Source organism: Bacillus sp. (in: firmicutes) (genome assembly GCA_012842745.1).
Lineage (GTDB): Bacteria > Bacillota > Bacilli > Bacillales > Bacillaceae_J > Schinkia.
On record DUSF01000008.1, the window covers coordinates 1 to 9,986 of the forward strand.

The 9,986-nt window shown below is 35.2% G+C and carries 15 protein-coding genes; 1 reads left to right on the forward strand and 14 read right to left on the reverse strand.

The features are described from left to right. The 3 genes from GX497_01510 to GX497_01520 form a co-directional block, all read right to left on the reverse strand. Positions 1-415 (reverse strand): hypothetical protein (locus GX497_01510; GenBank protein ID HHY71912.1); only part of this gene is annotated, 415 nt, incomplete at its 3' end. 70 nt (positions 416-485) lie between these two features. After that, on the reverse strand, positions 486-1,163 hold the full coding sequence (locus tag GX497_01515; GenBank protein ID HHY71913.1) for a hypothetical protein: 678 nt from the start codon (positions 1,161-1,163) through the stop codon (positions 486-488). 15 nt (positions 1,164-1,178) lie between these two features. Next, on the reverse strand, positions 1,179-1,601 hold the full coding sequence (locus tag GX497_01520; GenBank protein HHY71914.1) for a hypothetical protein: 423 nt from the start codon (positions 1,599-1,601) through the stop codon (positions 1,179-1,181). Between the two features lie 64 nt (positions 1,602-1,665). Here GX497_01520 and GX497_01525 point away from each other — a divergent pair, with 64 nt between their 5' ends. Next, positions 1,666-2,766 carry an IS4 family transposase gene (locus GX497_01525; GenBank protein ID HHY71915.1) on the forward strand — a complete coding sequence of 367 codons (1,101 nt, stop codon included), beginning with the start codon at positions 1,666-1,668 and terminating at the stop codon, positions 2,764-2,766. A 23-nt stretch (positions 2,767-2,789) separates the two neighbouring features. Here GX497_01525 and GX497_01530 read toward each other — a convergent pair whose 3' ends face one another. The 11 genes from GX497_01530 to GX497_01580 all read right to left on the reverse strand — a co-directional run. Beyond that, complete coding sequence (locus tag GX497_01530; protein HHY71916.1) at positions 2,790-3,296, reverse strand: hypothetical protein; 507 nt, start codon at positions 3,294-3,296, stop codon at positions 2,790-2,792. A 181-nt stretch (positions 3,297-3,477) separates the two neighbouring features. After that, the gene (locus GX497_01535) at positions 3,478-4,329 is read right to left on the reverse strand and encodes a hypothetical protein (protein ID HHY71917.1); all 852 of its coding nucleotides are present in this window, start codon (positions 4,327-4,329) and stop codon (positions 3,478-3,480) included. An 11-nt stretch (positions 4,330-4,340) separates the two neighbouring features. Further along, positions 4,341-5,636 (reverse strand): hypothetical protein, encoded by a 1,296-nt coding sequence (locus GX497_01540; protein ID HHY71918.1) that lies wholly within the window; start codon positions 5,634-5,636, stop codon positions 4,341-4,343. A gap of 256 nt (positions 5,637-5,892) precedes the next feature. Then, positions 5,893-6,267 (reverse strand): hypothetical protein, encoded by a 375-nt coding sequence (locus GX497_01545; protein ID HHY71919.1) that lies wholly within the window; start codon positions 6,265-6,267, stop codon positions 5,893-5,895. A 172-nt stretch (positions 6,268-6,439) separates the two neighbouring features. Next, positions 6,440-7,108: a hypothetical protein gene (locus tag GX497_01550; protein ID HHY71920.1), complete on the reverse strand. Its 669-nt coding sequence runs from the start codon at positions 7,106-7,108 to the stop codon at positions 6,440-6,442. Next, positions 7,105-7,500 (reverse strand): pilus assembly protein, encoded by a 396-nt coding sequence (locus GX497_01555; protein HHY71921.1) that lies wholly within the window; start codon positions 7,498-7,500, stop codon positions 7,105-7,107. The genes GX497_01550 and GX497_01555 overlap by 4 nt, the downstream gene beginning before the upstream one ends. Continuing rightward, entirely contained in the window at positions 7,469-7,930 is a 462-nt protein-coding gene (locus GX497_01560) for a hypothetical protein (protein ID HHY71922.1), read from the reverse strand. The genes GX497_01555 and GX497_01560 overlap by 32 nt, the downstream gene beginning before the upstream one ends. Further along, on the reverse strand, positions 7,920-8,579 hold the full coding sequence (locus GX497_01565) for a hypothetical protein (protein ID HHY71923.1): 660 nt from the start codon (positions 8,577-8,579) through the stop codon (positions 7,920-7,922). Before GX497_01565 ends, GX497_01560 begins: the two co-directional genes overlap by 11 nt. Beyond that, on the reverse strand, positions 8,573-8,950 hold the full coding sequence (locus GX497_01570; protein ID HHY71924.1) for a hypothetical protein: 378 nt from the start codon (positions 8,948-8,950) through the stop codon (positions 8,573-8,575). Before GX497_01570 ends, GX497_01565 begins: the two co-directional genes overlap by 7 nt. A 40-nt stretch (positions 8,951-8,990) precedes the next feature. Continuing rightward, on the reverse strand, positions 8,991-9,578 hold the full coding sequence (locus GX497_01575; protein HHY71925.1) for a hypothetical protein: 588 nt from the start codon (positions 9,576-9,578) through the stop codon (positions 8,991-8,993). 223 nt (positions 9,579-9,801) lie between these two features. Continuing rightward, a partial coding sequence (locus tag GX497_01580; protein ID HHY71926.1) for a hypothetical protein occupies positions 9,802-9,986 on the reverse strand: 185 nt, incomplete at its 5' end.

Here is a 9,986-nt window from a genome sequence, read left to right on the forward strand (position 1 = left end):
AAACTATAATCGTTCCAATTGCAAGTTTCGATTCCCCTGGCTTATGAAACGCCTGAAAAATCATTTCTCTCTTGAACACTGTAAATACCAATATGAAAACGTATAAGAATAAAAATAACCAAAACAGCGATAAGTGATAAGTAATTCTTAAAAATGGGGTAACACCATAAAAACCCATTGAACTTGTTATAAAATAATTAACAAGCGAGTTATACCAATATTCTTCCGGAATCTTTTCATATAAATATCGTGCTAACAATGTCAAAAAGGTTGCTAAACATACGTTAAGCATAAATATTTTTAACGACCATGTAGGAATCGCACTCATTATTGGAATAAGAATAACACTTAATCCCATCAAGCCCGATGCAGGTCCATACGAGAATCTTTCCTTTTTAGAAACCAAATACCTCACCTAATTTCCCTACACCTTTTTTAAATACATTAACTCCAATTTCAAAAGCGGTATTGACCGCTAACTCTAACTAAACCGCCTTCCATTTCAGATACACGTTTGTCAGGACGATGGTTTGTAAAGGCAGAATCAGCACCAATAAAATAATCTTTGTTAAAAGCAAAGTAAAATAAACGCTTGTATAAAATGACAGTAGGAAAAGAACAATATTTTCAAAGAATAATTGAATTACTGTCAGCAAAATAATAATTAGGGATGCTTTCATATAATACATTTTAAAAAATCTGACAGATTTCTTAATAGCCGCTTTAAAGCTCTTTGTTTCATCTGCTATAAAATAAGGAACAAAATAAAGTAGCAGTAATACCATCAATCCGGGAATGATAAACAGCAGTCCGCCAACAAAAACAAGTAAGGCATAAATACAGCCAAAAATATAAATCGGCAAGGCCTTTTCTATTGAGAAAGAAAGCGACCTTTTCAGTGCATGATCTTCGCCTTCCATCTCTAGAAGTGTGAACTTTATAAAAGGAACTTGGGCAATTGTTAAAAAGATTATCATAAAGATTCCATTTGCCGCATCCCCAATCAACCCAGGATATTCTGCAAATTGGGTTCGCATATAAATATAGTTAACAAGGAACGCATGGAATAGTAGCAACGGAAGATACGTCAGCATAGAAAGCAGCACAATCTTTGTAAATTCCCGCAAATACATACCAATGGATTCCGAAATAATATTTTTCATCTTTTCTCCTACTTTTTATGGATTTCTTAATTCTTTAACCATTTTTTTTTGAAAATATTTTAAGCCCTCATCCCTAAATTTACCCAGGAGGGATTCCTCTAATCTGCTTTCATCCATATAAACCCTATTGCCTTCATCGTCCCATTCAAATTGCCTCATGGATTTTTCTAAAGCACCTTTATTTGATGCCCCGGCAGCTCTTAAAAGATTTTTAATTATTTTCCGATCCTTATATGGGATGTTTCCCCCAGCCTGATCAATGACGTTCACGACTGATTCATAATCTTTATTTAACGACCTTTCCCTCATACTATAAATGTACATAAGCGCAGGGTAACGAATAGAAGTTTCCCTAACCTTGTTTAATAGATTAAGATCAAAGTAACCTAATTCATCATGCGTGTTGATTAACCAAATAAAACCAGCAAAATAATACAAAAAAGGACATCCTTCTTGTAGAATGGAGTTTGCGAATCCAACAAACTACAGAAGAGGTGCCCTCATGAAAAAGAATACCACATTCCACAATTTGTTTCAAAAGATTGTTTCAGAAGATGAAGTCAATGTTATTCAGGATGCCATCGGCTATAAGGATACAGCCCGTAAGCTCACTGTACACATACTCATTCATTATTTGACCTGCGCTGCTATGAATGAGTTCAAAAGTTATCGAGAGTGCGCAGACGTAGGAGATAAACATGGATTACCCAAGGTTGATCACTCTACTATTTCAAAGAAAGCTGGACATGTAGACTACAAGATCATGAAAGAATTATTCCATTTAGTCGTTTCTAAATGTAATCGAATGACACGCCGAGCATTAAAAATTTCAAAGGAACTTCTCTTGGTAGACTCCACTACCATTACAGTAGGAAAGTCACGTCTTCCATGGGCTCTTTATCACGGAGAACGTGCAGGGATAAAACTGCATGTTAGCTATACTCCACTAACTGAAATGCCACTTCAGGTCGTTGAAACGACCGGACTTGTACATGATGGACCGATTGGTGAACAGTTAGTCGATTCTCGTTTTATCATGGTTGAAGATCGAGCCTATTTTAAGATTAAACGAATTGATCAATTCACAGAAGACCAGCAAAAGTTCGTGATTCGAATAAAAGAAAATGTCGAGATTTTTAGACCACATGCTTTGCAACGCCTTGAACAAGCAGGCTCGCCCATTACACGCGACATTACTTGTCAACTGGGTACCAAGCAATCCCGTTCTAAGAACCGACATCGGGTGGTATTTTTTAAGGACGATTACGGTAACGAGATGCGTGTAGTCACTAATGTAGTGGACGTAGCACCTGAAGTCATCGCAGACATGTACAAAGCAAGATGGAGAATCGAAACGTTCTTCCGATGGATTAAACAGAACCTAAATGTTCCTGTTTTATTTGGAACGACTGAAAATGCTGTTTTTAATCAGCTTTTCGCCGCTTTGATTGCTTATGTTCTATTAAAGTGGCTTTATTCAAAGACAGCTGAAGGACGCATATTCAAAAAGTTATCATTTATCTCTTTTCTAAGACAACTGCAAAAAGATAACTTGCCAATTGACTGGCGTTCTGAAATGGCTGTTATTTTTCAAAAATTATAAAGTTCTCCAAGGGATAAGTCTGTCTAATTTTGGATAATCAACACTCGTGCTAATTCATCTCTAATTTGTTTCTGATAGTCAGCCAAAGTATAATAAATATCATTTAAAATTTTGGGGTTTTCAAGCGTTTTTTCTGTTTCAAAAATAATTCGATCTACAGAAGCAGATTCGATAGGGAAGAGTTCCCTAAAGGTATGTTGATACTGTTTTAAAAGCTTAACCGAATCCTCAAATGGTTTCATCGGTTTTTTCATTTGCGGTAAAATATCAGAAATGGCCTGTGAAATCAAGGTATTATAGTTCACGAAACACCTAAATGGCTCCTTTACTCGTAATAGAGGCATCACATCTCCTACACGGTTTAAAATCAAGTACCCGCTGATTCCTTTAATCGGTGCGAAATATTGGACTAAAAAGTAATATTCCGAGCCGTCAAAATAGGCATAGTCCCACATATCCCATTTTTCAAAAAGTTTTTTATGCTTTTTTATACTTTCAATATGTCTTGGTGTTGGCTTTGTGTTAATCATCGCAAATTACCTCATTTTCCAAAAAGTGATTTAAAGAATCCTGTTACCTTTTCTTAAGAAATACCTAGATGGGCATTAAGGAAAGATGAGTCAGCAAAGTATTTAGTAATATCCTTGTAAATTACCACATATAAACCCCAATGGATTCCGAAATAATACTTTTCATTTTTTCTCCTACTTTTTATGGATTTCTTAATTTTTTAACCATTTTTTTTTGAAAATATTTTAAGCCCTCATCCCTAAATTTACCCAGGAGGGATTCCTCTAATCTGCTTTCATCTATATAAACCCTATTGCCTTCATCGTCCCATTCAAATTGCCTCATAGATTTTTCTAAAGCATCTTTATTTGATGCTCTAGCAGCTCTTAAAAAATTTTTGATTATTTTCCGAGCCTTATATGGAATGTTTCCCCCAGCCTGATCAATGACGTTCACGACTGTTTCATAATCTTTATTTAATGATCTTTCCCTCATACTATAAGTGTACATAAGCGCGGGATAACGAATAGAAGTTTCATTAACCTTATTCAATAGGTTAAGGTCAAAATAACCTAGTTCTTTTTGAATTTGCTCCTGATAATCAGACAAAGTATAATAAATGTCATTTAGTATTTTCGGATTTTCAAGCGTTTTTTCTGTTTCAAAAATAATTCGATCCACAGAGGCAGACTCAATGGGGAAAAGCTCCCTAAAGGTCTGCTGATACTGTTTTAATAATCTCACTCTTTCTTCAAATGGCGTCATCGTTTTTTTCATTTGCGGCAAGATATCAGAAATAGCCTGGGAAATCAAAGTATTAAAGTTCACAAAATGCCAGAAAGGCTGCTTTGCCTGAGATAAAGGAACTACATCACCTGCATAGTTTAAAATTAAGTACCCGCTAATTCCTTTAATCGGTGCGAAATATTGGACTAAAAAGTTATATTCCGAGCCGTCAAAATAGGCAAAATCCCACATATCCCATTTTTCAAAAAGCTTTTTATACTTTTTTATACTTTCAATATGTCTTGGTGTTGGCTTTGTGTTAATCATCGCGAATTACCTCATTTTCCAAAAGTTGATTTAAAGAATCCAGCTACCTTTTCCTTTCCTTTTTTGAACTTTTTCTTAACGTCTTTTACAAGTTTTTCTCTATTGCGATAGATTTTATGTCCTAAGCTTACGAGACTTAATGTACCGCCGACAATCAGCATACCAGCAGCAATTGACTGTGCCCCTGGGATTAGAGCTACGCCCGCAGCCGCACCTGATATAATGGAACCAGCGTTTCCAACTAAGTCCATGCCCGAAGCCCACTTTTCATCAGAGGTTTTGGCACCTTTAAATTTCCCGACATTCTCTACCGTATCATAGATGGTAAATGGCATCGAAATCGCTGAAACAACTGCATTTCCTGTCGAAAAGGCCTTCCCAGCCTGCGCTATCTCATCATATTTCGCCGCTGCGGCAGCCATGTTTCCAAGTTTCCCTAGGTCGGCTGCCGTTTTATAATCCTTATAAGTATTGTAGTTGTCGTAAATGCCCTTCGCTCCGTCAACAATATCTTTTGAATTATAGAGAAAATCAACGGTCGGGTCTCCCTTTGTAAAAGTTTTAAAACCCGCTGTAAAAATCCCCGTCCTACCTTTCAAAAAGTCCTGAGGAGTTATTTTCTTATCTTGTGTAACAACCTCGATGGATGTTTTGATTGTTCCTCCGATTACATCCTTAGCCGTAATTTTCAAAGCGTCTTTCATAGTCACATCATTAAAATTGAAAAACAAATCGTCGTTTGGAATAGCTTCAGTGTATGTCATTAGCGGCTTTACATTTTCAAAAAGTTCATTTGATTTTGCAATACCTGGATTTGTGTAGTCTGGGTTGTATGGTGGCCTTAGTTGCTGAACATCTGGAATGGGCTGTGATCCATCTGGGGTGATAGTAGGGTTGTTTGGATTTTTGTTTGGTCCATTTTGATTAGGATTATTTCCATTGTTCGGATTGTTATCATTTTGGTTTAAATTCCATTCAGGTGCTGTTTGCCATGCAGAGTTCTGCCACTCTGGAGGCATTTTCCATATCGAATTCTGCCAATGAGTTCTTGGTACGATAGACTTACCCGATGCGGTATCTATCTTTCCAGCTTCCATAGCCTGACCTAGTTCATAAACCTGCCCTGGAACAATGAATGTTCCTCCTGTAATGGCTTTACCAGGAGTCATAAACTGACCTGTAGACATCGGTGCCCCTGGTTTCATAAAGGTGCCAGTAGCATAACTAATGACTGGAGCCAAATTCCAAAACAGTGTGACACTAATCATTAGAATCGCAATTATTTTGTTTGATATCCTTTCGCTCATTGAATACGGTCACCTCACTTATTGGGTACTCTTCGTTGATGAAAGATTCGCCTCAACATGAAGTAACTTCCAAGCTCCATCACTTGATTGTTTTCCTTTAATTTGCTCAATAAGATTATTTATTTCATTTGAGACATTTTCCTTTATCCTCATATATGCTACCTCACTATTCCCTAAACGAAATGCGTCGCATTCGACACTATATTTTAACTGTTAATTTTTATATTTCATTTACCAAAACTCTCTATCCTATTTATTAGTGTTTTGTTCTCCCGTATTCCTTAAGAAATTGCTTTACCGCATCTTTCTCGGTTGAGATAAAAAGTGGTTTTGTGTACCCTTCCGTAGAGCCCTTTATAAACTCAAGGTCAAAAACCCCTATAATTGGGTATTCAGGAAAGTCTGGCATTGGTATACCGTATTGTTTTGCTGTCTCTGATGACATCGCTCCATATGCACCAATACAATCATAGGCCCAAAGTTCTTCTACTAAATCCTGATATTTATCCGCCTGCTCGTCATTATCTGTATACCATTTATAGATAATAAAAAGGTCAAGCGCGGAACCATGATGTTCCTCCTTCTGTTGTTTAGTGCCATCTTTCCCAAATAACTTACTAAAAAGTCCCATTAAATCGCCTCCTTCGACAAAACATTACTCAATTACATTTAGATTAGAATAACACTATATTATCAATCTACCTCTTTGCACTCCTCTACATTCTTTAATGGATGCATCATTTTGTATAAAGCTCGGGGATGGTTCTCATACTCCAAAGCAAGAGAGCCTTCCCCACATTCTACTATGAATATACATATCCCAAATATGTAAGCGCAGGCCCGTATCCTTTTTGATAGATTTTATCAGTATATAAAGGAATGAATTTATGATCGGAAATTGATTCAAATTTAACTGCTGATTTTACTTCAATTTGCCATAGTCCCGTAAATTTGACTTCGGTTTCATCCGTTTTTGCTTTGTTTTGGTTAATGATATCTTGAACGGCGGATGAAAAAATATAGTACGCATCTGAGCTAGAATAGCCAAGTGTATATCGCAATTCTTTTTTTAAATAGGGATGTCTATCGATTCTTATAGGCAAAATTTGGTTCGCAGCTTTAATATACGCATTGGCTTCATCCATCCCACTGCTTATGTAGTCATTCTGCTTTTCTTCAATAAGTTCTCCCACACCTTTACCATCGTCAAGGAATCTTTGATAATTTCTATCATCGATGTATAATAAGTCTGTGGTTGGGCTTGTATCAAATTCTTCAACCGCCTTTTTCGTTCTATCTAATAAAACTGCCGTTCCAGCTAATGCTGCCTGTTCAACCGCAAGATTGGCATGTTCTTTCACAATATAAACCTTTACAATATTAATCGTAAGTACAAATATAACCGCCACTATTCCCAATAACCACAAAAAATAAATGGTCGCATGACCTTTTTCGTTAACCAAATACTTCATGGGATTAACACCTTACCAATGGCTTCCTGCTCCAATTCCAATGTAGCACTATTTCTCCATTGTTTTGGAATAAACGTAAGAGAGTGATCTGTATAAAGAACTAATTTAAACTTTCCACTCCCCAAGTTATACCTCTGTATATCTTTGTAGCTAATAACACCACTCGTTCCTAACGTCTCTTTTGCTGTATCAATCGCTTCATATAGATTATAAGTCTCGGCATATGTTTTAGCTGCATTGTTCACAGCTGTTTTCGCAGTGAATACAGCATAACCCGTAGCCACAACCTGCCAAAGCAGAAGAAAAAACATAAAGTAAAACGGTAAAATTCCTAGAAACTCAATGCTCACTGAGCCTTTTTCATTCTGCATAGGCTTCTTCCTTATGTTCATTTCCTATTCCCTCCAATCTATTAATCTTATATTGAAGGTACCAAACATGGAATAATACAAGTAACCACGGTTTAATAGTGATATTTTCAAATCTTTCCTCCAGTAAATCCCTTACTCGAAATGTTGAATAATAAAGAAATCCGAGGAAGTAAAAGGAAAGGACGACATCTACAGAAGATATGACGGCAAATCCATATGGTGTTAATAACACTTCGCCAAGCAAATTATAAAAGAAAGAAAGGATGAGATATATCATAAAAACCCACCAAAGCTTAATTGGTATTAATCCTTTACAATCTATGACCTTTAATGTTTTTCCTTCTCTCAAAAACCAGTAACCTAAATAAGCCCCAAATGTCACAATCGTTAATACAACTACTAATCCGACATTTACCTTCTTAAAGCTCCATTCAGTTGTTTCAGTTCCCATATTCTTCTCCCATATCTCTTCGGTATTTAATTGCTAAATAAAAATAAATAAGTGGAAAAACTACCGCATTTACTAATACCCGAATGGTTATATAAACAAGATTATTATTTTCAAAGCTTGATAATAAATACAATAAACTTGACCATACTAATAAATTAAAAGAAACGATAATGAGTAAATCGATTAAAATAAATATATGTTCACTTTTTATGACTCTCCAAACCTTTTTCAATGCTTTTCTAATAGAGTCCTCATCTGAAAACAGCGGAAGGATTAATATGAACATACAAGCAATAATACTTGGAATAAAAAATAAAACGGAGCCAAATACAGCTATAAGAAAAAACAGTAAAGTTAAAAACGCAGTAAATCCAAATTTGCTAGGAAATACCTTGACTAAATCAATAAACTTAATAGAGGTATCATTCAGTTCATTTAAAGCTATATATAAAAACGGAGGGAATAGCACAGTAAAATTTGCAATAATCAAAAGTATCGCTATTACGTTATTTAATTCCACTGTATCTAACAAACTTAAGTAACTAATGGCGGAATAAATAAAATAAGTTACAGGTATCACAAGAATTAAACTAAGCATTACAATTGAAATTAAATTTCTGTTATATATATCCGCGATATCTCTCAGCATTTTAAAACCTTCTTTTTCCTAGCCATTATTTTTATAAACAAAAATGTCATAAATAACGAAATCATGGAATTCCTCACCAATCCCATATTTACTGTTTCAGGATCAATAAATACCATTATGTCTAAAACAAAAACTGCATATAGCATGTTCATAAAAGTTAAGGTAACACTAGAAATAAAACTAGCAAAATAAGGTGTTTCCTCATTCCAAATCGGTGCAACGACTCCGTTTAACATGTAACAAAGGATATATAAAACCGTTAGAATGACAGCTACATTATTCACTTGCAACAATCCAAGTATAAAAGAAGCAGTAATATAGATGATAATTACTACTCCCAATGATTTTACAAAGCCTGAAAAATTAAACATTTCATCCCCACCATCACTCTTTACATTCACAATTTCAAAATCAGTAACTTACCATATCAATCTTTTTTAAGTAGGCAGATGAAATAAACGTTACTAATAATCCAATTGTATATAAAACACCTGAAACCCAAAAGGCGCCTTGTCTTTCATCCAATAATTTCAGGATAATCATATCCTGACCATTTCTAGCTGTTAATCCCCCAACAGCCATTATTACGAAAAAGACTATAATCGTTCCGATTGCTAGCTTCGATTTTCCAGGCTTATGGAAAGCCTGGAAAATCATTTCCCTCTTAATCACTGTAAATACAAATATGAATACGTATAGAAATAAACATAACCAAAACAATGATAAGCCATAAGTAATTCTTAAAAATGGGGTGACATTATAAAAACCTACAGAACTTGCCATTAAAAAATTAACAAGCGAGTTATACCAATATTCTTCTGGAATCTTTTCATATAAATATCGCGTTAACAATGTCAAAAAAGTTGCTAGACATATATTAAGTATAAATATTTTTAACGACCATTCGGGAACCGCACTTAGCATTGGAATAAGAATGACACTTAATCCCATCAAGCCCGACGCAGGTCCATACGAGAATCTTTCCTTTTTAGAAACCAAATACTCCACCTAAATTCTTTACACCTTTTTTAAATGCATTAACTCCAATTTCAAAAGCTGTATTGACTGCTTTTTTAACACGATTTTTTATTCTTATTTCCCTACTTGATTATTTATTTTTTTCAATGGTTACAGCATATCCTGACTTCCCATTAGGCATCGGCTTTACATCAAAGCCACTTATCTTAGCAAGGATAGGGCATTTGAAAAAGACTTTACCTGTTTAGTAACTTACCATATCAATCTTTTTTAAGTAGGCGGATGAAATAAAAGTTACTAAAAGTCCACTTGCATAAAAAACACCCGAAACCCAAAAAGCACCTTGTTCTTCATCTAATAATTTCAAAATTATCATATCCTGACCGTTTCTAGCTGTTAACCCCCCAGCAGCCATAATTACAAAAAAAA

Excerpts from the sequence above, each read along its gene's own strand:
- GX497_01515 (HHY71913.1), bottom strand. The coding sequence starts at position 1,163 with ATGAAAAATATTATTTCGGAATCCATTGGTATGTATTTGCGGGAATTT.
- GX497_01525 (HHY71915.1), top strand. The coding sequence starts at position 1,666 with ATGAAAAAGAATACCACATTCCACAATTTGTTTCAAAAGATTGTTTCA.
- GX497_01530 (HHY71916.1), bottom strand. The coding sequence starts at position 3,296 with ATGATTAACACAAAGCCAACACCAAGACATATTGAAAGTATAAAAAAG.
- GX497_01535 (HHY71917.1), bottom strand. The coding sequence starts at position 4,329 with ATGATTAACACAAAGCCAACACCAAGACATATTGAAAGTATAAAAAAG.
- GX497_01540 (HHY71918.1), bottom strand. The coding sequence starts at position 5,636 with ATGAGCGAAAGGATATCAAACAAAATAATTGCGATTCTAATGATTAGT.
- GX497_01545 (HHY71919.1), bottom strand. The coding sequence starts at position 6,267 with ATGGGACTTTTTAGTAAGTTATTTGGGAAAGATGGCACTAAACAACAG.
- GX497_01550 (HHY71920.1), bottom strand. The coding sequence starts at position 7,108 with ATGAAGTATTTGGTTAACGAAAAAGGTCATGCGACCATTTATTTTTTG.
- GX497_01555 (HHY71921.1), bottom strand. The coding sequence starts at position 7,500 with ATGAACATAAGGAAGAAGCCTATGCAGAATGAAAAAGGCTCAGTGAGC.
- GX497_01560 (HHY71922.1), bottom strand. The coding sequence starts at position 7,930 with ATGGGAACTGAAACAACTGAATGGAGCTTTAAGAAGGTAAATGTCGGA.
- GX497_01565 (HHY71923.1), bottom strand. The coding sequence starts at position 8,579 with ATGCTGAGAGATATCGCGGATATATATAACAGAAATTTAATTTCAATT.
- GX497_01570 (HHY71924.1), bottom strand. The coding sequence starts at position 8,950 with ATGTTTAATTTTTCAGGCTTTGTAAAATCATTGGGAGTAGTAATTATC.